Origin of the sequence: Streptomyces sp. Edi2 (assembly GCF_040253635.1) — a bacterium.
Lineage (GTDB): Bacteria > Actinomycetota > Actinomycetes > Streptomycetales > Streptomycetaceae > Streptomyces.
Window position 1 is genome coordinate 1,359,980 of sequence record NZ_JBEJGX010000003.1, and the last position, 23,226, is coordinate 1,383,205.

19 protein-coding genes are annotated in these 23,226 nt (G+C 68.9%); 9 read left to right on the forward strand and 10 right to left on the reverse strand.

Annotated features, from left to right (window positions below):
* The first annotated feature begins 47 nt into the window (after positions 1 to 47).
* Positions 48 to 1,580: an amino acid permease gene (locus ABR737_RS09425; protein ID WP_350249735.1), complete on the forward strand. Its 1,533-nt coding sequence runs from the start codon at positions 48 to 50 to the stop codon at positions 1,578 to 1,580.
* A 236-nt stretch (positions 1,581 to 1,816) separates the two neighbouring features.
* Complete coding sequence (locus ABR737_RS09430; RefSeq protein ID WP_350249736.1) at positions 1,817 to 2,578, forward strand: metallophosphoesterase family protein; 762 nt, start codon at positions 1,817 to 1,819, stop codon at positions 2,576 to 2,578.
* 11 nt (positions 2,579 to 2,589) lie between these two features.
* Here the strand turns inward: ABR737_RS09430 and ABR737_RS09435 are convergent, their stop codons facing one another.
* Both ABR737_RS09435 and ABR737_RS09440 read right to left on the reverse strand, forming a co-directional pair.
* A complete protein-coding gene (locus tag ABR737_RS09435) occupies positions 2,590 to 3,126 on the reverse strand; it encodes a putative immunity protein (protein WP_350249737.1) in 537 nt (178 codons plus the stop codon).
* Between the two features lie 177 nt (positions 3,127 to 3,303).
* Positions 3,304 to 4,437, reverse strand: coding sequence for a substrate-binding domain-containing protein (locus ABR737_RS09440; protein WP_350249738.1), 1,134 nt, complete (start codon positions 4,435 to 4,437; stop codon positions 3,304 to 3,306).
* A 576-nt stretch (positions 4,438 to 5,013) separates the two neighbouring features.
* On the opposite strand from ABR737_RS09440, the gene ABR737_RS09445 reads away from it, so the two are divergent.
* The 5 genes from ABR737_RS09445 to ABR737_RS09465 all read left to right on the forward strand — a co-directional run bounded on the left by ABR737_RS09445 (position 5,014) and on the right by ABR737_RS09465 (position 9,994).
* Positions 5,014 to 7,515: a sensor histidine kinase gene (locus ABR737_RS09445; protein WP_502964476.1), complete on the forward strand. Its 2,502-nt coding sequence runs from the start codon at positions 5,014 to 5,016 to the stop codon at positions 7,513 to 7,515.
* A complete protein-coding gene (locus ABR737_RS09450; RefSeq protein WP_350249739.1) occupies positions 7,496 to 7,972 on the forward strand; it encodes a roadblock/LC7 domain-containing protein in 477 nt (158 codons plus the stop codon). The genes ABR737_RS09445 and ABR737_RS09450 overlap by 20 nt, the downstream gene beginning before the upstream one ends.
* Positions 7,973 to 8,215: 243 nt before the next feature.
* Entirely contained in the window at positions 8,216 to 8,578 is a 363-nt protein-coding gene (locus ABR737_RS09455) for a DUF742 domain-containing protein (RefSeq protein ID WP_350256732.1), read from the forward strand.
* Entirely contained in the window at positions 8,526 to 9,152 is a 627-nt protein-coding gene (locus ABR737_RS09460; RefSeq protein ID WP_350249740.1) for a GTP-binding protein, read from the forward strand. The genes ABR737_RS09455 and ABR737_RS09460 overlap by 53 nt, the downstream gene beginning before the upstream one ends.
* A 140-nt stretch (positions 9,153 to 9,292) precedes the next feature.
* Positions 9,293 to 9,994, forward strand: a complete 702-nt coding sequence (locus tag ABR737_RS09465) for a response regulator transcription factor (RefSeq protein WP_350249741.1) — start codon at positions 9,293 to 9,295, stop codon at positions 9,992 to 9,994.
* Between the two features lie 185 nt (positions 9,995 to 10,179).
* On the opposite strand, the gene ABR737_RS09470 is transcribed toward ABR737_RS09465, so the two are convergent.
* Together ABR737_RS09470 and ABR737_RS09475 are read right to left on the reverse strand one after the other, a co-directional pair.
* Positions 10,180 to 10,827: a response regulator gene (locus ABR737_RS09470; protein WP_350249742.1), complete on the reverse strand. Its 648-nt coding sequence runs from the start codon at positions 10,825 to 10,827 to the stop codon at positions 10,180 to 10,182.
* Positions 10,824 to 12,047: a sensor histidine kinase gene (locus tag ABR737_RS09475; RefSeq protein ID WP_350249743.1), complete on the reverse strand. Its 1,224-nt coding sequence runs from the start codon at positions 12,045 to 12,047 to the stop codon at positions 10,824 to 10,826. The genes ABR737_RS09470 and ABR737_RS09475 overlap by 4 nt, the downstream gene beginning before the upstream one ends.
* A 152-nt stretch (positions 12,048 to 12,199) precedes the next feature.
* Between ABR737_RS09475 and ABR737_RS09480 the strand changes: the two genes are divergently transcribed.
* On the forward strand, positions 12,200 to 12,943 hold the full coding sequence (locus tag ABR737_RS09480; protein WP_350249744.1) for an ABC transporter ATP-binding protein: 744 nt from the start codon (positions 12,200 to 12,202) through the stop codon (positions 12,941 to 12,943).
* A complete protein-coding gene (locus tag ABR737_RS09485; protein WP_350249745.1) occupies positions 12,943 to 15,456 on the forward strand; it encodes an ABC transporter permease in 2,514 nt (837 codons plus the stop codon). The genes ABR737_RS09480 and ABR737_RS09485 overlap by 1 nt, the downstream gene beginning before the upstream one ends.
* A 194-nt stretch (positions 15,457 to 15,650) precedes the next feature.
* Here ABR737_RS09485 and ahcY read toward each other — a convergent pair whose 3' ends face one another.
* The 6 genes from ahcY to ABR737_RS09515 form a co-directional block, all read right to left on the reverse strand.
* Positions 15,651 to 17,120: an adenosylhomocysteinase gene (gene ahcY / locus ABR737_RS09490; RefSeq protein WP_350249746.1), complete on the reverse strand. Its 1,470-nt coding sequence runs from the start codon at positions 17,118 to 17,120 to the stop codon at positions 15,651 to 15,653.
* A 116-nt stretch (positions 17,121 to 17,236) separates the two neighbouring features.
* Positions 17,237 to 17,917: an RraA family protein gene (locus ABR737_RS09495; RefSeq protein WP_350249747.1), complete on the reverse strand. Its 681-nt coding sequence runs from the start codon at positions 17,915 to 17,917 to the stop codon at positions 17,237 to 17,239.
* A gap of 46 nt (positions 17,918 to 17,963) precedes the next feature.
* Positions 17,964 to 19,178, reverse strand: a complete 1,215-nt coding sequence (locus tag ABR737_RS09500) for an aminotransferase-like domain-containing protein (RefSeq protein WP_350249748.1) — start codon at positions 19,176 to 19,178, stop codon at positions 17,964 to 17,966.
* Positions 19,168 to 19,767 (reverse strand): flavin reductase family protein, encoded by a 600-nt coding sequence (locus ABR737_RS09505; RefSeq protein WP_350249749.1) that lies wholly within the window; start codon positions 19,765 to 19,767, stop codon positions 19,168 to 19,170. Before ABR737_RS09505 ends, ABR737_RS09500 begins: the two co-directional genes overlap by 11 nt.
* A gap of 68 nt (positions 19,768 to 19,835) precedes the next feature.
* The gene (locus tag ABR737_RS09510) at positions 19,836 to 21,401 is read right to left on the reverse strand and encodes a 4-hydroxyphenylacetate 3-hydroxylase family protein (RefSeq protein ID WP_350249750.1); all 1,566 of its coding nucleotides are present in this window, start codon (positions 21,399 to 21,401) and stop codon (positions 19,836 to 19,838) included.
* A gap of 21 nt (positions 21,402 to 21,422) precedes the next feature.
* Complete coding sequence (locus ABR737_RS09515) at positions 21,423 to 22,970, reverse strand: FAD/NAD(P)-binding protein (RefSeq protein ID WP_350249751.1); 1,548 nt, start codon at positions 22,968 to 22,970, stop codon at positions 21,423 to 21,425.
* Positions 22,971 to 23,226: the final 256 nt, after the last annotated feature.

Genomic DNA, 23,226 nt, shown 5'->3' on the forward strand with positions numbered 1-23,226 from the left:
GATGTTGTGCCGCCATGCACCGCGCCATCACCAGGAGAGGGCCAGCCATGCCATTGGACATGCCAAGCGTCACGCAGACGGAGGAGGAACGCCTCGCCGAACTCGGCATCACCCAGACCTTGGACCGCTCGATGTCCGGGCGGCAGAACTTTGCCGTGTCGTTCACCATCATCAGCATCCTGTCCGGCTGCCTGACCATGTACGGGTTCGGCATGAACACCGGCGGGCCGGCCCTGATCATGTGGGGCTGGGTTCTCGTCGGCCTGATGACCCTGTTCGTCGGCCTGGCCATGGCCGAGGTCTGTTCCTCCTATCCGACCTCCGCCGGTCTCTACTTCTGGGCGCACAAGCTCGCCCCGCAGAAGTCCGCTCCGGCCTGGGCCTGGTTCACCGGCTGGTTCAACACGCTGGGCCAGGTGGCCGTCACCGCGGGCATCGACTTCGGTGCCGCGTCCTTCCTCAACGCCTACCTGAACCTTCAGTTCAGCTACGCCGCCACCCCCGTCCACACGATCACGCTCTTCGGCGTGATCCTCCTGCTGCACGCCATCGTGAACACCTTCCGGGTGCGCGTCGTCGGCTTCTTCAACACCATCTCGGTGTGGTGGCATCTGATCGGCGTCGTGGTGATCGTCGGCGCCCTGCTGCTGATCCCCGACAAGCACCAGTCCCCCGGTTTTGTCTTCACCGAGTTCGTCAACAACACCGGCTGGGGCTCCGCGGTCTACGTCGCGCTCATCGGCCTCCTGATGGCGCAGTACACCTTCACCGGCTATGACGCGTCCGCCCATATGACGGAGGAGACGAAGAATGCCTCGGTCGAGGGGCCGAAGGGGATCGTCCGCTCGATCGTCGTGTCCTGGGCGGCCGGATTCGTGCTGCTCTTCGGTCTGACCTTCGCCATCCAGTCCTATACCGGCGCCCTGAAGTCGGACACCGGTGTGCCGCCGGCGCAGATCTTCCTGGACGCCCTCGGTGCGAGCACCGGCAAGCTGATGCTGCTCGTCGTCATCGGCGCCCAGCTGTTCTGCGGTATGGCGTCCGTGACGGCCAACTCCCGCATGATCTATGCCTTCTCCCGCGACGGGGCGCTGCCGTTCTCCGCCGTCTGGCACAAGCTCCACCCGGGGACCCGCACCCCCACCAACGCCGTGTGGCTCGCCGCCGGGGGTGCCTTCCTCCTCGGCCTGCCGTACCTGTTCAACACGACCGCGTACGCCGCCGTCACGTCCATCGCGACGATCGGCCTCTACATCGCGTACGTGGTGCCGACCCTGCTGCGCCTGCGCCAGGGAGAGCGCTTCAAGCGCGGCCCCTGGCATCTGGGGCGCTGGTCCAAGCCCGTGGGCCTGATCGCGGTCGGCTGGGTCGTGGTCATCACGGTGCTGTTCATGCTGCCCCAGCAGAGCCCGGTGACCATCGAGACGTTCAACTACGCGCCCATCACCGTGGGTGTGGTGCTGGTCTTCGCCGGCACCTGGTGGTTCGTCTCCGCCCGCAAGTGGTTCCTCAACCCGCGGCACCCGCGCAACAACCCGTCTCAGGCCTCGGTCCCCGAGCGAGCGGCCTCCGCGCCGTAGGGGGCGCCTCGTCCGCCACGCCGGAGGCGGCGCCTTCGTCCGCCCCACCGGCCGAATCGGCCAACGGCCGCCGACGCCTGCCGCGGCCCGCAGCCCCGTTCCAGGGCCTTGCTCCCTGCGCACGGGGCGGCGGGCCGCCCCGTGGCACCACGCCTGCTGAAACGGTCCCCCGCCCCGAGCTACGCGCAAGGCGAAAGATCTCACCGCGCTGCCGTCCTCACCCCACAGTGGTGACCATGCTGAACCGAGTAGCGGTCCTGTCCGACATTCACGGAGTCCTGCCGGCCCTGGAGGCCGTGCTCGCCGAACCGGAGGTCAGCGCCGCCGACCGCATCGTGCTCACCGGCGACATCACCGCGGGCCCGCAACCCACCCAGGTTCTCGACCGGTTGACCGGACTCGGCGACCGTGTCCTGTGGATCAGCGGAAACGCCGACCGCGAACTCCTGGAATACCGCCGGGGGCAACGCGACACGATCCCCGATCCCATCGCCCCGTGGGCCGCCGAACAGCTCCGCGAGGAACACCTCGCCCTTCTGGGCTCCTTGCCGCGGTCACTCTCCCTGTCCGTGTGCGGCCTGGGGCAGGTGCTGTTCTGCCATGCCACGCCCCGCGACGACGAAGAGGTCGTCCTGGTCGACTCCCGCCTCGACCGCTGGAAGGAGGTCTTCGACGGGCTCGATACCGCTATCCGCACCGTGGTCTGCGGTCACACCCATATGCCCTTCGTCCGCCTCGCCCACGGCCGCATGGTCATCAACCCCGGCAGCATCGGCATGCCCTACGGAAGAACCGGAGCACACTGGGCCCTCCTGGGCCCCGGCATCGACCTGCGCACCACGCACTTCGACCTCGAGGCCGCCGTCACCCAGGTCAGCCAGGAGTCGTCCTACCGCGACATCACCGAGTGGGCCGACTACTTCCTGCACGCTCGCGCAACCGACGCGGACGCCCTGGGGGCCTTCGCTCCACGGGACGGACGCGACGACACGCCGTGACTCCCGCTCCTCTAGGAGCGCAGGGAAGCGTCCAAGGTGGTCATCAGCTGCGCCACGCGGTTCTTGCCGGCCGGCGCGAGGGGATACCGGTGGAGAACATCGATCACGACCGGTGTGGCGCGCCGTCGAGCCTGTTCGATCATCGCGTCGCCGACTTCGGGATCGTCGTCTGCCTCGATTTCCGCTATGCGTGCGGCACTTGCGGCGGCGCGCAGGATGTGGCCTACCTGGTGGGCTTTCGCGATCGGGTGGAGGTACGCGGCGGATGCGGCATCGCCGGCAGCGCGCGCAGCGAGACTTGAGGCTTCGGTGGGAGCTTCCTTCGCTGCGCGGTGTGCGTCCAACGAGGTGACACGCTGCAGCTTGGTCCTCTTGGCACCGTTGACGAACTCCCATGCGGCATCAAGAGCTGCGCGAGGCCGGGGATCACCGGGGTTGGCGTCCTCGAACGCAGGGAGGACTTCCTGAGCCGTCTCTGCCACGTAGCGTGCTACGGCCCGCAACTCGTCCATGGTCAGCTCGAAGTCACCGGAGACGGTCATCGTCATGGCATCAAGCATCTCACCGGACGACCCCTCCGATCGCCCGTTGCGCCGCGGGGTGCGGGCGCGGGGCCGTTCCCCACGGCGGGGCCGGCCCCGCCCCTTGGCCGTTCCCCACGGCGGGGCCGTTACCCGCCGCGGTGCCTGGCCTGTTCCAGGCGGGCCCCGGCCCGGGAGAGCGCCTCATTCGCCCCAGATCTTGCGGTAGGCCTGGCGGTAGCCCTCGGAGTCCCAGGACAGGGCGCCGCCGGTGTTGGCGGGGGTGGCGATGTGGACGGGAGCGACGTACCCGCTGTCCTGGGAGCCGGTGAACGCGCGGTTGAACTCGTCGATGATCTGCCAGCCCTGTTCGGAGAGGGGTTCGGGCACGGTGGCGGCCTGGAACTCCTTGCCGTTGACGCGCTGGAAGGCCGACGGGTCGCCGTCACCGGCGCCGATGCTGAAGGGCGCGCCGGCGCCGTCCTTGCCCGCGGCGCGCAGGGCGGGGGCGGCGTGCTGGAAGTACAGGTCGTTGATGGCGGCGGAGTAGGTCCACTTGCGGCCGAAACGGGACAACAGGGAGCGGACTTCCCCTATGGAGCGCTTGTTGACCTGGGGAATGGGCATGTTGGTGTAGCTCAGCAGCTTGGTGCCCGAGCAGGTGGCGAGTTCCTTCTTGATCAGATCGGACTTGCGCTTGGCGAACGGTACCGAGGCGTCGGTGAACAGGACGACGCCGGCGCGGCCGTGGGAGCGGGCGATGATCCAGTCGGCGCTGATCTTCGCGACGTCCTCGACCCGCGAGGTGATGTTGGTGTAGAGCTGGGGGTCCCTGGGGCCGGGGGCCGGGGTGGCGTGCCAGCCGATCAGCGGAATTCCCTCCGTATGAGCCTTTTTGACCTCCTCCGGGGCTGTCCCGGGGTCAAAACCGCTCAGGACGATGCCATCCGGCTTGAGGCGGAGTGCCTGCTTGAAGGCGGCCCGGAGGCCGTCGGGCGTGCCCTGGCCATTGAGGGTGCGGGCGTGCCATCCGACGATCTTGGCGGCTTCCTGGACACCTTGGGCGACGCCGGTGACGCCCGGGTTGGTCAGGGTCTGAGCGATGTAGACGACGGTCTTGTCGTGGACGGCCCGAGGGCCGGTGGTAGGGCCCTTCCAGGGGGCGTTGACCTGCTCGGCCTTCTTGACGGCTCGCTTGGCGCTGGAGAGCGCGGTGGGGCAGCCGGACTTGGCGGAGCTCCTGTGGGATGCGGTGGCGCCGCCGCCGGAATCGCAGCCGGCGGTGGCCATGACCAGGAGTGCGGCGGCTGTCGCGACCGACTTGCGGGTGGGCTGCACGGGTCTCCTCGCAGGGCAGGATGAGGATACGGGTTGGGGTGGGGGGAGACAGGTTACGGGTGGCGAGGCAATGGAGAGCAGCCGCCTGCGGGAGGTACGGCTACGCCACCGGGAAGGGACGGGGGCGCGACCCGGACCCGGACCGGTGGGACAGGATCCGGTCATGCCCTGCTCCCCTGTGAGCATCGGACCATCAGCCGGCATGGCGCTCCACAAGGGGGTAACCGGCCAAATGTGACAAAGAGTTGAATTCCGCTTGGCCATTGGCGGTCATGTGTTGCATGCGCGTGCACAAGCGGTAATGTTCGCGGCCGGTTGAGCATGTGGCGCAATCTTTTCGCTCTCATGGGGTGAACCCTCGCAAGCGTCACGCTCCTCCGCTGTCGGCGGTCGGCAACAACACCACCTCGGTCACCGCTCAGAAGCACGTCGTAAGGAGCCCGGGTGTCTGTGGACACAGTGGACCCGTCACACGAACGGGACCCGTCCCTGCGTTCACCGATGAGACCGCGGTTCCGCCGGCAGGCGGGCGCTTTCCTGGACCGCTGGCCGTTCCGCCGGAAGCTCAACGTTCTGGTGATCGCGCCCGTCGCCGTCGTCGGCGTGCTGCTGGCCATCGGCGTCAGCACCCAGATGGAGAAGGCCAGGGACGCCGGCCGGAGCGCCGAGCTCGTGCGCGACAGCGAGCAGGTCACGAAGCTGATCAACGACGTACAGGCCGAACACCGGCAGGCGCTCCTGCTGTCCGTGGAGCAGGAGGCGGCCCGGCCCGGCGCCACACTGCCGTCCACCGCCGCCTACCGCCAGACACAGCGCGCGACCGATGAGCAGGTCACCGCCGTGCGTTCCGGGTTCGGGGCGGGTCTGCCGAAGGAGGAGGGGCGGGCTCTCGACTACATCCGGGGCCTTGCCGTGCTGCGCGACAAGGCCGAGCGGGGCTCGGTTCCGGCCGCCGGCATCGACCCCGCGTACGCTGCCGCGGTCGGCTACCTGATCGACGGGATCGGTCTCGACCGCTTCGTGGGCACTTCCTCGTCCTCGGTCACCTATCTCCTCGACACGGTGCTGCGCGCCGACGCCGCCCACGCCGCCTTCGAGAGCGGGGTGTTCTCCGCCCAGACCCGGGATGCCAACGCGCTCACCGAGTACACCCGCGCGGTCGGCGCCCACCAGCTCTACGAGGAGCAGACGGAGCGTTTCGGCAGGATCGCCGACCCGGAGCAGGTCCTGCGCCTGGGCGGGATCGAGCGGGATGCCGAGGAGAACGGCATCGAGGCCCAGTTCGCGGAGCTCCAGATCGACCCGGGCTCCCTGCAGGGCCAGACGCCGCATCAGCTGCGTCAGGCGATCGGCGCCGGAACCCGGCAGGCCGAGGCCCGCCTCGACATCACCCGGTCGCTGATCGACCAGATCGCCGCCCGGGCCGACGGTCTCTCCCGCAGCGCCCTGTACAACGCGCTGGCGATGCTCGGCCTCGCCCTGCTCGGCTTCGCCTCCTGGCTGACCTTCTCCGTCCTGGTCCGGCGCTCGGTCGTACGGCCCCTGTCGGCCCTGACCGGCGCCGCGCAGCAGGTGGTCGACGTGGCCGGCGAAGAACTCGCCAAGGTCGAGGACGACGGGTCGGCGGAGCGCACCCCGCTGCGGCCGCGGCCGATCCCCGTCCCGGTCCACGACGAGATCGGCCACCTGGCCGAGGCGTTCAACCAGGTGCAGGTCACCGCCGCGGCGCTGCTGGAGCGGCAGGTGCTCAGCCGCCACAACGTCGCCGAGATGTTCGGCAACGTCGGACGCCGGGTCAGCAACCTCACCAGCCGCCAGCTCATGCTGATCGACGCCGTGGAACGGGAGGAGACCGACCCCGGCGTGCTGGAGCGGATGTACCGCATCGACCACATCGCCGTACGCCTCCAGCGCAACGCGGACAGCCTGATGCTGCTCGCCGGGATCCGGGACCTGGAGATGGACGCCCGGCCGACCACCCTGGTCAACGTCATCCGGGCCGGGCTCGGCCAGATCGAGGGGTACCAGCGGGTGTCCCTGCGGTCCGAGACGGAAGTGACCGTCCCGCCCGACATCGTCGACGATCTGACCCTGATGCTCGCCGAACTGCTGGAGAACGCCGTCTCGTTCTCCCCCTCCGACACACCCGTCGAGGTCGTCGTCCGGCCCGGCACCGACGTGACCGCGGACGGTGGTGCCCTGATCGAGGTCATCGACCACGGCCTCGGCATGAGTGCGGAACGCCTCGACGAGGAGAACTCCCGGCTGGTCCGCCGGGAACGGCTCGACCTCGTCCCGACCAAGGTCCTCGGCCTGTTCGTGGTCGGAAACCTCGCCCGGCGCTCGGGCATCCGGGTCACCCTCAGCCGTACGCCGGGCGGCGGGGTCACCGGCACCGTCCTGCTCCCCTCCGCCCTGCTGCTGGCCGAGAGCCCGGCCGCCACCGGGGCGCCGTCTGCGGAGGTGGCAGAGACGGCGACCGTCTCCCCGTCTCCGGCGGCGGTCGTCACAGAGGCCGTAGACGCGGCAGGGGCCGGCACCGCGGCTGAGGCCGCGTCAGAGCACGCGGCAGCGCCAGAGTCTGCGTCCACCGGGCCCGCCCCTGGGCCCACTCCCGGGCCCGAACACCGGCCCGCACCCGCCTCCGCCCCCGCCCCCCTGCCGGTGCGGACGCCCGCCGCCACGTCCGAACGGCGGCCCGCCGCCCCCTCGCCACGAGGCGAGCTGCCCCGGCGCCTCCCGCCCCGTACGGACCCGGAGCAGACCGACGCCGCGGGCGAGCCGCGCCCGGCACCGGCCGGCCGGCCGCTGCGACGGCGGGTGCGGGGAGCGACCCTCGACATGACCGCCCCGGCGGCCGGCCACGAGGCCCAGGCCGCGCGCCGGCCCGTCGACGCCGAGGCGGTCCGTTGTGAACTCGACGAGTTCGAGGCCGCCGTACGCAGGGCGGAGCAAGAAGCGGAGCAAAAAGCAGCGCACGAGGCGGAGCAAGAAGTTGCCGCCGCCCCGAGCGACCCGGCGCCATCGCCACACCAGCAACCCCGGAAGGAGTCGGGCAGTGACCACGCCGACAGGTAAGACCAGTTCCGAGCGGGAGGAAGCCACTGATCTGACAGCCGCCGCGGCCGACTTCACCTGGCTGCTCGACCGGTTCGCCACTCAGACCGCCGGCGTCGTCGACGCCATCGCGGTGTCCTCCGACGGCCTGCTGATCGCCGTCTCCCAACTGCGCGAGCAGGCGGACTCCGAGCGGCTGGCCGCGATCGTCTCGGGCGTCACGAGTCTGGCCGCCGGCGCGTCCGGCAACTACGGCCTCGGCGGCCTCAACAAGGTCATCATCGACCTGGAGGGCGGCCATGTGCTGGTGTCGGCCATCGGCTGCGGTGCCGTCCTCGGCGTGGTCACGTCGAAGGAGGCGAAGCTCGGCAACATCGCCTACGAGATGACCCTCTTCGCCAACCGGGCCGGCAGCGCGCTCACCCCCCAACTGGTGCTGGAGCTGAAGAGGACCACCGGCGCCGCACCGGCCCGCTGACGCGTTCCACACCACGCAGGCAGGGGTGCAGGGCTTGAGAAGAGGATCATGATGGCGGACGGCGAACCAGGGCCGGACGAGGGTGGGGGTCCCCCCTGCTCATGGGGGTCCCCCCGCGCATGGGAGTCCCCCCGCTCGAGCGGAGCCGAGAGCGGGGGAGAAGCCGGGAGTGAGGGAGGAGCCGAGAGCTCGGCGGAGGGCAGCGCCCCGGGCCCGTCGGAGCCCGTCGGCCGCGCCCCCGCGATCCGGCCTTTCCTGCTGACCGCCGGCCGGGTGGCGGGGGGCGGCACCGGCCCCCCGCTCCCGGTCGAGACCCAGGTCGTGGCGACCTCGTCCGGTCTCCGCGTCCTGGGCTCGCTCGCCTTCGAACAACACGACATCGTCGCCGCCTGCCGACGGCCGCAGTCGGTGGCGGAACTGGCCGCCCGGCTGCGCCTCCACCTCAATGTGGTCCGGGTGCTGGCGGAGGACCTGTGCGCCGCCGGGCATCTGGCCGTCCACGTCCCGGACGCCAGGACAGCCCAGGACATCTCCGTACTGCGAAGGGTTATTGATGGTCTCCGTACCGTCCCCGACTCACGGGACACACTCCGTGACAGCGGTTGAGACCGCGGTGGAACAGCCGCCGCTACCGGTCAAGCTGGTCATCGCCGGCGGCTTCGGCGTCGGGAAGACCACGGCCGTGGGCGCGATCTCCGAGATCCGGCCGCTGACCACGGAAGCCGCCATCACCGAGGTCGCGGCGGGCGTGGACGATCTCTCCCACACCCCCGGAAAGACCACCACCACGGTCGCCATGGACTTCGGCTGCATCACCATCGACCCGACGCTGAAGCTCTATCTGTTCGGCACGCCGGGCCAGGACCGGTTCGGCTTCATGTGGGACGACGTGGTCCAGGGCGCTCTCGGCGGGCTGGTGATCGTGGACACCCGCCGCCTGGACGACTGTTACGCGGCGGTGGACTACTTCGAGCACAAGGACATTCCGTTCGCCGTCGCCGTCAACGCGTTCGACGGTGAGGTCCAGCACCACCTCGACGAGGTGCGGTGGGCGCTGGACGTCTCCGACCACGTACCGCTGATCGTCTTCGACGCACGCCACACGGGCTCGGTCCGCGACGCGCTGCTGGTCGTCCTCGACGTCGCCCTCTCCCGCGCGCAAAGTACGACCGTGGACTGATTCCCTGGCGCCTCCGAGCTGCCTCCCGGCTCTCCCGACCGAAGGGTTGGCTTCCGCCGTTGATCGCCCGGTAAGCGTTTGTTGATTGCTTTCGTGCACCCTGCGGCTGTCGGTAGTCGGAGGCGAGGCAAGGAACACAAGTGCTGGATACACGTGTCACGGTAACGGTGCATGCCTCCGACCCGCTCGGTCGGGCCGGAGTCGTCAGCCACTTGCAGCATCAGCCCACCGTCGAGATCGTCCAGGACCGGGGCGGGGCGGCGGCCAGGGAACGGGTGGAAAAGGCAGAGCGCGGGACGGCGGGGGAAGGAGGTGAAGAAGCCGTCGGGACCGTGGCGATCTCGCTCATCGACCGGTTCGACGACATGGCCGCGGCGGAGCTGAGACGGCTGGCACGGGGTGGTGAGCAGCGCGTGGTGCTGATCGCCGGGAATCTGCGCGAGCCGGATCTGATGACGATCGTGGAGTATGGCGTGCGGGCCATCCTCTGGCGTCATCAGGCCACCCCGCAGCGGCTGTTGCAGGCGGTGCAGAGTGCGGCGCGCGGTGAGGGTGACCTGCCGCCGGACCTGATCAGCACGCTGCTCATCCAGGTGGGACGGCTGCGACGGCCGACGGGGACCTCCGGCCCTGTCGCGTGGGCACCGACGGCCGGGATGGCGCCACGCGAGGTCGATGTGCTGCGGCTGGTCGCGGACGGGCTGGACACCCGGCAGATCTCCGAGAAGCTCGCCTACTCCGAACGCACCGTCAAGAACGTTCTGCACGCCCTGATGACGCGCCTTCAGCTGCACAACCGCGCGCACGCCGTCGCGTATGCGCTGCGCGAGGGATACATCTGATGGGGCCGGAAGCAGGCACGGACGAGCTGGAGTTCTCCGGCCGGTCGGCGGGTTAGCCGGCGAGGGCGCGGGAGAGGCGGCAAGGAAGCGAGAGAGCGGCGCCGAGGGGTGAGGCCGCGCGCGATGTGCACCGCGCGCAGCGCAGGAAGTCCGGCCGCCACCCGGTCGACGGACCCGGTCGACGGCTACTTCATGCCCGCGTCACGCACCAGTAGTGCCATCTGCACCCGGTTGGACAGGTTCAGTTTGGCGAGCGCGCGGCTGACGTGTGCTTTCACCGTGCCCTCGCTCATGGCCAGTTCGCGTCCGATCTCGGCGTTCGAGAGTCCTCTCGCCACGGCCCGGACCACTTCTCCCTCCCGGTCGGTCAGCTCGGACAGGCGCTGACGCGCCTCGGCCGCGCCCTCCGACTCCAGATCCGCAAAGGTGTCGATCAGCCGTTTGGTGACCTTCGGCGTCAGCATCGCGCTGCCCTCGGCGACCGTACGGACGGCATGGGCCAGCTCACGCGGGGAGGTGTCCTTGAGGAGAAAACCGGCCGCGCCGTTACGCAGTGCGGTGTGCACATAGTCATCGAGGTCGAACGTGGTCAGCATGATCACCTTGGGGCTGTGGAGCGAGCGCCGCAGCTCCTTGAGGGCGGTCAACCCGTCCATGCCCGCCATCCTGACGTCCATGAGCACGACGTCGGGGCGGTGTGCGGCGACCGCGGTGAGGGCTTCGCTGCCGTCGCTCGCCTCGGCGACCACATCAATGCCCTCGGCCGGTTCCAGGATCATGCGCAGACCGGCCCGGACCAGGGCTTCGTCGTCCACCAGCAGGACTCGGATCACGCGTGTTCCTCCAGGGCATGCGGGGAGAGGGGAAACCGGGCCGAAACGGTGAACCCGCCGCCCTGGCGCGTCGTGGCGACGAATTCGCCGTCGAGCAGTTCGACCCGCTCCCGCAGACCGACGAGTCCCCTACCGCTGCCCGGCAGTGGCACAAAGGGAACTGACGGGGCTGCGTTCGACACCATGATTTCCAGGTCCGAGTCCAGGTAGCGCACGACGACATCGGTGGGGGCCGTACCGGCATGTTTGTGGACATTGGTCAGGGCCTCCTGCACGACACGGAACGCGGCGTGTTCCAGCAGGGTCGGCAGCCGGTGCGCCGTTCCCTCGTCGTGGCGTTCCACGGGGATTCCCGCGGACCGGGACTGGTCGAGCAGCCGGTCGAGATCCACCAGGGTCGGCTGCGGTCCCAGGCTGGGGCCGCCCTCGTCGCTCGCACTCTTGAGGACGCCGATGACGTCCCTGAGCTGGGTGAGCGCTTCCCTGCCCGTGGTGCGGATGAGTTCGGCCGCTGCGGCTGTCTCCTCGTCCTTGGCGTTGACCTCCAGCGCACCTGCATGCAGCACCATGAGCGATACCCGGTGCGCGACCACGTCGTGCATGTCCCGGGCGATACGGGCGCGCTCCTGCGTCCGTGCCTGCTCAGCGCGGGCGGCCTGCTCCCGCTCGAGGTGTGCGGCGCGCTCCTCCAGCCCTTCGATCACCTCGCGGCGTGCCCTGCTCCACAGGCCCAGCACCGCGGGAAGCCAGACGAACAGCACCGCACCGCCTAGCGAAGCGAGCAGGTCTTCCCGGCCCAGGCCCGGTATCCCGATCGCCACGCCCGTGCTCACCGGCAGGATGGCGACCGTGCCGGCACCCACGAGGTAGCAGACCGGATACAGCGGTCTGCGTGCACTGCGGGTCGCGACGTAGGACCCGACGCCCAGCGTCACCCAGACCGACAGCAGCATCCAGGCCAGCAGTCCCATGGTGATCAGCGGCCACCGCATGCGCGACAGCAGCAGCACCGCGGTGGCGGAACCCACTGCCACGACCGCTGACAGGACGAACCCGAGCATCGGGGTGACCCCCAACTCGGCCTGCACAAAGGGGTCCTGCCGCCCATCGATCGGTAGGAAGGCGCCGACGGCTACCACAGCTGCAAGGATCTTCCTTCCCCAGCGGTCCAAGAGGCGTCGCAGGCGCTGACGGAGTGCTCTCTCCATGCTTTGTGCCACGTGTGGAGCCTAGTTGGTCACGGTGGGCCCGGCTTCTGTCGTTCGTCTGTCCCTGACCCCACCAAAGTTGAGTGTGGCCTCAACTTAAGTCACGGAATTCATTGCCTTTTCGGTGAGGTGCCGGCGTGGTCCGTGCTCACAGAATTTTTTCCATGACAGAGACAACAGCTGCCGTCCGAGCCACCGGGCTCGCCAAACGTTATGGCGCGGGCGACTCCCGTGTGGTCGCTCTCGCGGGTGTCGATGTGGAGTTCCGACGCGGTGAGTTCACCGCGATCATGGGACCGTCCGGCTCCGGCAAATCGACGCTCATGCACTGTGTCGCGGGCCTCGATCTGGCGGACGAGGGCACAGTGTGGATCGGGGAGACCGAGGTGACCGGTCTGCGCGATGACGCGCTCACCCATCTGCGGCGTGACCGCGTGGGATTCGTCTTCCAGGCTTTCAACTTACTCCCCACGCTCACCGCCCTCGAAAACATCACGCTCCCCTTCGATCTGGCCGGACGTAAGCACGATAAGGAGACGCTGGACGCGGTCATCGAAGCGCTGAATCTGCAGAATCGGCTGCACCACCGTCCCAGCCAGCTCTCCGGTGGCCAGCAGCAGCGCGTGGCCTGTGCCCGGGCCCTGGTCACCCGGCCCGAGGTGGTGTTCGCCGATGAGCCGACCGGCGCACTGGACTCCTCCGCCTCAGCGGAGCTGCTGGGGTTCCTGCGCCGCAGCGTCGATGCTCTCGGCCGGACGGTGGCGATGGTGACCCATGAGCCGAGCGCGGCCGCCTACGCGGACCGGGTGCTCTTCCTCAAGGACGGCCATCTGGTGGACGAGATCCACGCGCCGACCGCCGACAGCGTGCTGGAGCGTATGAAGTCCCTCGAGAAGGCGGCCGCCTGATGCTTCACGCGATGCTGCGCGACCTGCTGGCGCACAAAGGCCGTGTGGTGATGACGCTCATCGCCATCGCTCTGGGCGTGACCGCAACGGTCGGAAGCTGGGTGGTGAGCGATTCCATCGCCGCCACCCTCGCGGACCAGGAGACCCGCAACGATGTAGGAGTGTCGGTACAAAGCCCCGGAAAGGAGCCGCTGCTCACCGCCGCGGACCGGGGCCGGCTGGCAAAAGCGCCCGGCGTCGCACGCGCCGACGGTGTGCTCGTCGGCCGCGCCGGACTGGTCGGCCGCGGCAACAAGTTCGTCAAGACCACCACGGTCCTGGACCGGGCCGGCACGAACTGGAGCAACGACAAACGCTTCGTCGTGAAGGCGGGCAAGGCGCCTGCCGGCCCTGGCGAGGTCGCTCTCAGCAAGGCCGATGCCGACTCCGCCGGTATCAGGGTGGGCGACACCGTCCATGTGCTGCTGTCCGGCGGCCGTTCGGACCGTCCCGCGGTGACCGCCCTGTTCACGTACAACCGTCTGGGCCCCGAGGCCACAACCGATTCCACGGAGGCATCCGACGCGGAGCCGGTGGTGGCGTACGACACGGCGACCGCCGGGAAGCTGCTCGGCACGCGTTTTCACCGCATCGAGCTGACCGCCGCTGCCGGCGCGAGTGCCGACGAGATCAAGGCCGCCGTGCGGCGTGCCATACCCGGCGACTACCACGTCGAGACGGGTGCGGCTCTGACCGACGCCGCCGTGCAGCAGTCGGCGTCCGAGGCACAGGAACTGCGTATGACGATGCTGCCCTTCGCTGCGGTCGCGCTCCTGGTCGGCATGTTCGTCATCGCCAACACCTTCACCATGCTGGTGGGCCGGCGGACCCGGCAGTTCGCGCTGCTGAGGGCGGTCGGTGCCCACAAGGGCCAAGTGCGCAGGGGCATCATCGCGGAGGCCGCTGTGCTCGGAGTGGTCGGCGGCACCATCGGTACCCCGGCGGGTGTGGCCCTCGGCCCCTCGATGATCTCCGTGATGCGTCCTGGTGCCGATGTCGACTTCACCGTCAGCCCGGTGGCCGTCCTGCTCGGCTACGGCGTCGCGCTGCTGGTGACCGTGCCGGCCGCGTACCACTCCGCGCGGCGGGCCGCGGACGTGCTGCCGGTCGCCGCCTTACGCACCGACGCGGTCGTTCCGCGCGAGACGAGGCGGAGACGCCATGTCATAGGTCTGAGCTGCGTCGTCGTCGCCATGGTGATGGTCGCCGGGACGGCGGACCCCAGTTCGTCCAACCTCGCGCGCATTATCGCGCTGGTGGGCGCCATCCTCGGTGTGACCGGCGTGATCCTCCTCGCGCCCTTCTTCGCCGAGGTGCTTCTGCAGCCGCTCACGCGCCTTCCCTGGGCACGGTCGCGGCCTGCTGTCCGACTCGGGCTGCGCAACGCCGCGGGCGACCCGCGGCGCACCTCGGGTACGGCGACCGCCATCACCGTGGGCCTGGCTCTGGTCTGTGCCTTCGCCACCCTCAGTGCGTCCTTCTCCGCGCTGATCGCCTCGACGACCCGGGCGAATGTGCCGACCACGACCACGGTCCTGCAGTCCGCAGCCGGAGGCGAGTCCTCGCTCACCCCCGCCGAGGCCGACAGGGTCAAGAAGCTGCGAGGGGTCTCCCAGGTGACCGGGAGCCGCGAGGCGCTGGTCGGGCTGACCTACAAGGGCGGCAGGACCGAGCGCCGGATCTCCGCCATCGAGCCCGCCGGCCTGAAGGGGGTGCTCACCCCGAACATCACGGCGGGCAGCGCCGACCTCGAGCGCGGCGTGGTCATCTCACAGAACCAGGCCGACATGATGGACCTGGACATGAACGACACGATCACCCTGCATCTGGATGCCACGCACTCGGTCACCCAGACCGTGGTGGGGATCTACGATGCCACCGAGCTCCAGGCCAGCATCTACCTGGACGTGGCCAAGGCGCCCGCGTCGCTCCGGAAGCACATCACCACGCTGTACGCCTCCGGACCCGACCCGGACACGGCGCGGGACAGCATCCGGGCAGCCTTCCACGACCGCCCTGACGTCTCCCTCGGCGACCGTGAGACCTTGGTCAAGCAGGGCGTCGACCAGCAGTCGCTCGCCTTCACGCTGATGTACGCGATGTTCGGCGTCGCGATCCTGATCGCGGTGTTCGGTGTCGTCAACACTCTGATGCTCTCGGTCATGGAGCGCACCCGTGAAATCGGTGTGATCCGGGCGGTGGGTGCCACCCGGCTCCTGGTCCGCAGGACCATCAGGGTCGAAAGCATCGTGATATCGCTCTTCGGTGCCCTGCTCGGCGTGGTGGTGGGTGTCCCCGCGGGCGCCGTGATGCAACATGCCATGTTCGGGCAGCAGTTGTGGGACTTTTCGCTCCCCACTGTCGTCATAGGACTGTCGCTGATAGGCATCGCCGTCGCCGCGGTGCTGGCCGCAATGTGGCCGGCCCGCAGCGCGGCCCGTACGAACATGCTGGCCGCGATCGCCACCGAGTAGCGCTCGTCGCGCATACTGCCGCGGCCTCGGCCGGCCGCGCGCGCAACGACAGGGGAACGTCCGCTCCCGGCATACCGGAAACGGACGTTCCCCTGTTTCAGCGATCGGTGCAGGAATCACCTGTGCAGCTGCCCCTAAGCACCTAAGCACCTAAGCACCTACGAAGCCGTGCTCCTCCGCCCGACCGCATCGGCTCAGTAGCGGTAATGATCCGGCTTGAAGGGGCCGTCCACGTCGACGCCGACGTATTCGGCCTGCACCTTGGTGAGCACCGTGAGCTTGGCGCCGAGAGCGGGCAGGTGGAAGCGCGCGACCTTTTCGTCAAGATGCTTGGGCAGCGTGTAGACCTGGGTCTCGTACTCTTCGCCCTTGGTGTGCAGCGCGACCTGCGCCAGCGTCTGGTTCGCGAACGAGCAGGACATCACGAAGCTCGGGTGTCCGGTCGCATTGCCCAGGTTGAGCAGCCGGCCCTCGCTCAGCACGATGATCGACTTGCCGGTGGGGAAGACCCACTCGTGCACCTGCGGCTTGATCTCGATCTTCTTGATGCCGGAGACCTTGGCGAGCCCGGCCATGTCGATCTCGTTGTCGAAGTGCCCGACGTTTCCGATGATCGCGTTGTGCTTCATCTTGGCCATGCTGTCGGCCATGATGATGTCGCGGTTGCCCGTCGTGGTGATGAAGATGTCACCCGAGGAAACCACGTCCTCCAGGGTGACGACCTGCAGCCCGTCCATCGCGGCCTGCAGCGCGCAGATCGGGTCGGCCTCGGTGACGACCACGCGCGCGCCCTGGCCGCGCAGCGAAGCGACGGCACCCTTGCCGACGTCGCCGTAGCCGCAGACCACCGCGAGCTTGCCGGCGATCATCACGTCCGTACCCCGGTTGATGCCGTCCACCAGGGAATGCCGGATGCCGTACTTGTTGTCGAACTTGCTCTTGGTCACCGAGTCGTTGACGTTGATCCCGGTGAACAGCAGCTTGTCTTCCCGCGCCAGCTGGTACAGCCGGTTGACGCCGTTGGTGGTCTCCTCGGTGACACCGATGATGCTCTTGGCCATCTCCCGGTACTTCGTCGGGTTGTCGGCCAGCGAACGGCGCAGGGTGTCGAGCAGGAGCCGGTGGTCCTCCGGGTCGTTCTCGTCGGCGGAGGGCACCACACCCGACGCCTCGTACTCGGCCCCGAGGTGCACCAGCAGGGTGGCGTCACCGCCGTCGTCGACGATGGAGTGCGGGCCCGAGCCGTCCGGCCAGGTCATCACCTGCTCCATGCACCACCAGTACTCCTCCAGGGTCTCGCCCTTCCAGGCGAACACGGCGCTGCCCGCCGGCTCGTCCACGGTGCCTTCCGGGCCGACCACCACCGCGGCGGCGGCCTGGTCCTGTGTGGAGAAGATGTTGCAGCTCGCCCAGCGGACATCGGCTCCGAGCGCAGCCAGCGTCTCGATGAGCACCGCTGTCTGGACGGTCATGTGCAGCGAGCCGGCGATCTTCTTGCCGGCCAGCGGCTGCTCAGGGCCGAACTCCCGGCGCAGCGCCATCAGTCCGGGCATCTCGTGCTCGGCGAGTTCGATCTCCTTGCGGCCGAGTGCCGCAAGGGAGAGATCGGCGACCTTGAAGTCGTGGACCGATCCCGCGCTGTCGACGGTCAAGCTAGCCGTCACGTCATTCTCCTTGTCTCGTAACACGGGTGATTCCCATCAATTCATCTGCCTGACAAGCACGTTGCACCTGCGAGCATGGCATAGGGCGCCGTCCGGCGACACTACGAGACCGGTGGTTAAAGATGGCCGAACTGCGCGAGAAGTTCGGACAGCGTGGCACCGTCGTTGATCTGGTCCCGGATGCTGCTTTCCTTGGCGAGAAGCTGCTGTGTCGCCGCTATCACCTCGTCGGTGAGCTGCGGCGGTACGACGCCCACGCCGTTCTCCTCGGCCACCACGATGTCGCCGGGTTCGATGAGCTCCCCGCCGATCCGGACCGGCACATTGACCTGCACGGGCCCGTCGGCGTCCGGCGGTGCCGCGGGAGGGCAGCGGCGCGGCATGGTGGCCCGGTACCAGATCGGGAAGTCGAGGTCCCGCAACTCGTCGACATCGCGGACGGCGCCATCGACGACGGCACCGGCGATCCCGGCCATCTGCGAAAGGGTCGCCATCAGCCCGCCCCACATCGCCATCCGGGTGTTGCCGTGGCAGGCGAGCACGATGATGTCGCCGGGCTTCGCCGTCGGCAGCACCGGCAGGATGTCGACCAGGCCGTCTTCCGGAAGGTCGATCGTCAGCGCGGGGCCGATGGCGCGGTGTTCCCGCTTGACCGACAGCAGTCCGCCGATCGCGCCGATCCGCGGGCCGGCGTCGGCGACCAGGCAGCTCGGGCTGTACTCGGGCAGCAGCAGCGCCCGCAGCGCATCGATCTTCTCCTGGGGCGGCCGAACGAGCTCATGGTGAACGGTCTGCACCTTTACGTCCTCTCCGTGGTCCCGGATGTCCCGCTGCCGTGTGGCACTACGCCCTGCCCGCACGGGTGAGCACGCCCGCCAGTGTGCGCACTCCCTCGGTGATCTTCTCGTCGGGAACCCGGCTGTACGCCAGCCTCAGCTGGTTCTGGCCACGGCCGTCCGGGTAGAACGCAGCGCCGGGGACATAGGTGACCTTCTCGGCGAGTGCCTGTTTCTGGAGCGCCACGGTGTCCAGGTGAGCGGGCGCCGTGATCCAGCTGAAGAAGCCGCCCAGGGGGCGGGTGAAGGTCATGTTCTCGGGGAGATGCGTGCGCAACGCGTCCACCATGATGTCGCGCCGTTCACGGTAGAACTTCCGCGAGAAGGCGATGCCCTGGTCGAACCTGCCCGAGCGCCCGTAGTCCTCCAGCAGCAACTGCCCCAACGCTCCGGTGCACTGGTCCGTGTTCTGTTTGGCGCGCAGCAGCTGGCCGACGAGCTCGGCCGGCGCGGCCACCCAGCCCATCCGGATGCCGGGAGCGAAGGTCTTCGCGAAGGTGCCCACCTGGGCCACCACATCCGGCCCCAGGGCCCACAGGCTGGGCCGCCGCTCCCCGTCGAATCCCAGTTCCCGGTAGGCGACATCCTCGACGATCAGGATTCCGTGCCGCCGCGCCAGCGCGACCAGGGCATGCCTGCGCTCGACCGACATGCTCAGACCGCTCGGGTTCTGGAAGTCCGGAATGACATACACGATCTTCGGCACCGGACCGGACGAGGTGGCCAGCAGCCGCTCCAGCGCAAAGACATCAAGTCCGTCGTCGTCGACGGGCACGGCCTCCACCTGCGTCATGGTCCGCTGGAATCCGACGAGCGCACCGAAGAACGTCGGCCCTTCCACGATGACGCGGTCACCCGGGTCGAGCACACACCGGCTGATGAGCCCGATGCCCTCCATGCCGCCGCTGGTGATGCAGAGTTCGTTCTCGGCCGGGCGGACGCCCTCCTGCGCACCGAGCCAGTCGGAGAACCAGTCCCGCAGGCCGGGAAGTCCGGCGGTGGGGCTGTACTGCAGGGCGGCGGACTGTTCCAGCACCCGCGGGAAGCTCTCCGCGATGGCCTGGGTGGGAAAGGTCTCCGGGTGCGGGAAGCCCCCGGACAGGGTGATCGCGTCCGTGCTGCCGGACTGATTGAGGATGGCGGTGATCTGGTCACCGGTGTCTCCGGCCACATGCCGGGCGAACAGCTGTTCCCACGGGCGGACACCAAGGTCAACGGACATGAACGGGCCTTTCTGTCTGCTCCTCGGCGAGAAGGTCCCCGGCGCCGTGCAACGCCGGTATCTCGTCGCGATGAGGGATGTCGAGCGTGTGCAGCTGCTTTCGGAAATGCACGAGAGGCGGCCCCGAACCGCACCAGAGCCCTTCGACCTCCCCGACGAACAGGGTGTGATCGCCCGCACGGTGGGACTGCCGGACCGTGCAGGACAGGTGCACCAGGGCGCCGGCCAGCAGGGGAAGGCCGTCACGCCACACGAAGCGGACCAGTTCTGGCCGCTGCGTACCGCCCGCGAAGTGCTTCGACAACGGCGCCTGCGCCTCGCTCAGAATGGAAATCCCGTAGCGGCCGGTCCCGGCGATCCGCCGGTGCGTGGCGGTCTCGGCGGCGACCGAGATGAGCACGAGCGGCGGGTCCAGCGAGACCGAGGTGAAAGCGTTCGCGGTCATGCCGTGTGCGTGCAGATTGCCCTGCTCGCCCGTCACGGTGGTGACCACGGTGACTCCGCTGGCGAATTGGCCGAGTGCCTGGCGTAAGCGCGCCGGGCTCGCGTCGTCGCGGGTGTCGGTGTCGGCGGCACCGTTGCTGTCCATCACGGGAACTCCTTGCTTGCCGGGGCCGGCGCCGGCAGCGCGGTCGCGCGCCCGGGGCCGGCCGGGGGTCAGCGGCCGCGGACGAATGACAGCTCGTCCGGGTTGAACAGGTCCGGGCGCCGCCAGCCATCGACGTCGTACTCGTCCATGCACTGGTCCACGAAGCCCTTCAGCGCATCGGCGTCCCCGGACTCCTGGTAGGCCCACAGGGTCTGGAACCGGACGGCCTCGTGGTCACCCCCGTAGTTGCGCTCATAGAGCTCGTGGCGCCCGCCGAACTCGGTGCCGACGGCGTCCCAGAGCAGCTTCAGCAGCTTGACCCGGTCGATCGCCTCGATTCCCTTGGAGCCCCGGAGGTACTTGTCCAGGTAGGGGCGCACCTCGGGGTTCTTCCAGTCGCTTGCGTGCGAGTTGAGGTAGATGAGCCCGCTGCCGAGCGTCTGCTGCAGGATCTCCTTGATACGGGGGTAGCCGATGCCCATGAAGGTCCGATACGCCATGCCGTAGCGCAGGTTCGGCTGCACGGCACCGCCCACCCACGGGACCGGCGACTTGGCCATCGCGTCGGACAGGCCCCAGAACAGATCACGCCAGTTCAGGATCTCGCCGATCTGCGCCTGCACCCCGCGGAAGCCGGAGGTGCCGGTCATCTCCACCGCCTTCATCGCACAGCCGGCGATGAAGTCGAGTTTCACCGCGAGGCGGGTGCAGCCGTGGAAGGTGAAGCGGTCGACGAAGCCCGAGCCGTTCGCGAAGGAGTTCGCCGCCTCCGCGTCGTACATGAACACGTTCTCCCAGGGGATGAGCACGCGGTCCATGACCATGATGGCGTCGTTCTCGTCCAGTCTGCTGGACAGCGGGAAGTCGAACGGGCTCCCCATGACCGTGGCCATCATTTCGTAGGAGGCACGGCAGAACAGCTTCAGCCCCGGTGCGTCCATCGGCACCGTGAACACCACACCGAACCGCTTGTCGCGCACCGGAAGGCCGTAGTGGGCGACGAAGTTGTGGTTGGTCAGCGCGGAGCCGGTGGCGACCACCTTGGCACCGGAGACGATGAGGCCGGCGTCGGTCTCCTCGTCGACGTGGACACAGACGTCCGCCGTCTCGTCGGCGGGCCGGTCCCGGTCGATCGGCGGGTGCACCAGCGCGTGGCTGAAGTACAGCACGCGTTCCTGGGCCTGCTTGTACCAGCGCAGCGCGTTGTCCTTGAACGGCCCGTAGAAGTCCGAGTGGGCTCCCAGGGTGCCGAGGAAGGAGGCCTTGTAGTCCGGCGTACGGCCCATCCATCCGTAGACCATGCGCTGCCATGCGACGATCGCGTCACGGGAGGCGACCAAGTCGTCCGCGGAGCGCGCCGTCTTGAAGAAGGGGTGGGTGAACCCGCCGTTCCCGGTCTCGGTCGGTACCCGGAGCACCCCTTCGGCCTCCGGCGCGTGCAGCGCGTCGTAGAGCCTGGCGATGGAGCGTGCGCTGTTGCGGAAGCCGGGGTGGGTGGTGACGTCCTCGACGCGCTCGCCGTAGATATAGATCTCCCGGCCGTCGCGCAGCGAGTCCAGGTACTCGTCGCCCGTCATGGGGCGGACATCGTTACGCGCACCGGCCAGTTCCGGCAGCGGGACCGTTGAGGTCATGGCATTCCTCCAGGCGAGTGGTCAGGTGTTCTGCAGTACGTCGGCCCCGCACAGGGAGGACGTTCTTCCCCTGACGTCCGCGTGGATGGCGTCGGCGATGTCGTAGGCGCGGTCGACGATCGAGGGAAGGCCGAAGGTGAAGAACAGGCTGCCCGAGGCGAGATCGCCGAGGGCGTACAGCCGGGGGTCGGCCGTGCCGTCCACGACGAGCCGGCTGGTGGGCCGGTCCACGCTCACCCCGCCGCGCGGATGCCGCTGGGCGAGTCGGGCCGCGGTCAGGGAGGCGATCAGGTTCCCGGCCTTGAGCGGCAGGCTGCGGGACGACGGGCTCACCGCGTTGACCAGGCGGTCGGCGCGGTGAGCCGGCCGGTCGTCGTCGGTGCGCAGGGTGAAGGGTCCGCCGGCCGACGGCTCGATGTGCCGGATACCGGAGATGATCTCCAGCTGCCCGGCGTCGATCAGGTCCAGGACCATGGCCGCCGCTGTCGGCGGCATGGGGCAGCACAGGCTCATCACCGAGCGGTAGTGCGTGCGCAGCAGCTCGGTCTTTTCGTGCTCGGGCAGGAGCGGCCAGATGTCCGGCCCGGTGGCCGGCACCGCCTGCTGGAGGATGCGCAACCCGCGGCGCGGGGAGTGGACTTCGGCCAGGTGCCGGCGCAGTCGCTGCACCGGGTCCTCTTCGGTGAGCGCCGCTATCTCCTTGGCCACCGAGTCGAAGTCCTCGCCGGCCGCGCTGAACTCCGTACGCATCGTGCCGACCAGTTCATCGACCGTCAGCGTCTCGCCGCGTGCCGCCGCGCCACGGAACCTCTCGGCCGTGAAGTGCTGCAGGGTGTGCGGGAGCGGACTCTGCCGTACCAGGGGAAGCACCCCGCTGCGCGAGAGCAGCAGGATGCGGCCGCGGTGGCCGCCGTTGGCGAGCGAGAGGACCACATCGATGCCCGTCAGGCCGCTGCCGATCACGCCGACGGTGTCCTCGGGGCCGATGCCTGTGAGAGAGCGCGACAGCGGGTACGGATCGGCGATGAAGCCTTCGGTGCCGGTCAGCTCGTACGGGTCGCCGGGCTGCCCGCGGCCCACGCACAACACGGTGTAGTCGACCACGGCCTGCCGGCCGCTCTGCGTGCGCAGGGCCACTTTCCCCTCGGCGGGGGTCGCGGCCGACACCGCCTCCCGGACGATGTCGATGCGCCACCCGCGCTCGCGGAGCTGCGCCAACGCCGCCTGTGCCGAGTCCTCCAGATACCGGCCGTACAGAGCGCGCGGTACGAAGCGCATCCGGTTCAGCGGGTCCACGAAGTCCGTGCCGGAGCCGGCGGCGGCATCCCGGTCGGTGAGCCATCGGGGGAAGTGGCCGCTGTCGCCGAAGCGTACGGACATTCCCTCGGGTGGGATGTTCACCCGGACCGTTTCCAGATCCGGCTGGTACGGCCGGCCGCGCCATAAATGTGGGGACGGCTCGAAGACCGTGATACCGCCCGGTGGTGTGTGGGTCTGAGCGAGCGCGTCGAGCAGGCAGACCGCGGATGCCCCGCCCCCGACTACGCCTAACTCGACGCTACGGCTCATGGCACTCGAGTCCATGATTGACATGTCCCCCTAAAGCTTTAGAGCACAGTCCGACAGCCTGCGTGGACAGCGTGATCTGACCGGTAATAGGGAAGATAATTTCTGCGCCGAGGCGGACGGTAAGGCGTCCACGACCGCCCCGGCCGAATAGATTCGAGGGATTACCGCATGCGGTGGAAGCATGCACAGGAAACCGGATAGCTGCAATCGAGCAGCATCAACCCCCGTCGATACCAGTGCTCATGAAGTTACCTGT

Coding starts and splice junctions, on each gene's coding strand:
- ABR737_RS09505 (WP_350249749.1), bottom strand. CDS start 19,767: ATGGACAGCAACGGTGCCGCCGACACCGACACCCGCGACGACGCGAGC.
- ABR737_RS09430 (WP_350249736.1), top strand. CDS start 1,817: ATGCTGAACCGAGTAGCGGTCCTGTCCGACATTCACGGAGTCCTGCCG.
- ABR737_RS09460 (WP_350249740.1), top strand. CDS start 8,526: ATGGTCTCCGTACCGTCCCCGACTCACGGGACACACTCCGTGACAGCG.
- ABR737_RS09480 (WP_350249744.1), top strand. CDS start 12,200: ATGACAGAGACAACAGCTGCCGTCCGAGCCACCGGGCTCGCCAAACGT.
- ABR737_RS09515 (WP_350249751.1), bottom strand. CDS start 22,970: ATGAGCCGTAGCGTCGAGTTAGGCGTAGTCGGGGGCGGGGCATCCGCG.
- ABR737_RS09500 (WP_350249748.1), bottom strand. CDS start 19,178: ATGTCCGTTGACCTTGGTGTCCGCCCGTGGGAACAGCTGTTCGCCCGG.
- ABR737_RS09510 (WP_350249750.1), bottom strand. CDS start 21,401: ATGACCTCAACGGTCCCGCTGCCGGAACTGGCCGGTGCGCGTAACGAT.
- ABR737_RS09485 (WP_350249745.1), top strand. CDS start 12,943: ATGCTTCACGCGATGCTGCGCGACCTGCTGGCGCACAAAGGCCGTGTG.
- ABR737_RS09435 (WP_350249737.1), bottom strand. CDS start 3,126: ATGACGATGACCGTCTCCGGTGACTTCGAGCTGACCATGGACGAGTTG.
- ABR737_RS09425 (WP_350249735.1), top strand. CDS start 48: ATGCCATTGGACATGCCAAGCGTCACGCAGACGGAGGAGGAACGCCTC.